Here is a 213-nt window from a genome sequence, read left to right on the forward strand (position 1 = left end):
GACGGCGGTTGGTTCGAGCACGAACACGGCCTCCTACGATCCAGCGGGTGGCATCAACCCGGTCAATCCGACGGCAGGGTGCACAACAGACTGCGCGTCGACACCCACCACACCGGTCACGCCTGGTACTCCTGCGCTGACGGTCACCAAAGCCAACCCCGGCAGCTTGGCTGTGGGCACGCCCTTCAACTACGCGTTCTCCGTGTCCAACGC

At 64.8% G+C, this 213-nt stretch carries 1 pseudogene; it reads left to right on the top strand.

Annotation, left to right across the window (positions count from 1 at the left end):
* Positions 1-213 (top strand): annotated as a pseudogene (locus ACM14_RS32345) (hypothetical protein); the annotation flags it as partial.

The organism is Delftia sp. JD2, assembly GCF_001682645.1.
Taxonomy (GTDB): Bacteria; Pseudomonadota; Gammaproteobacteria; order Burkholderiales; family Burkholderiaceae_C; genus Comamonas; species Comamonas acidovorans.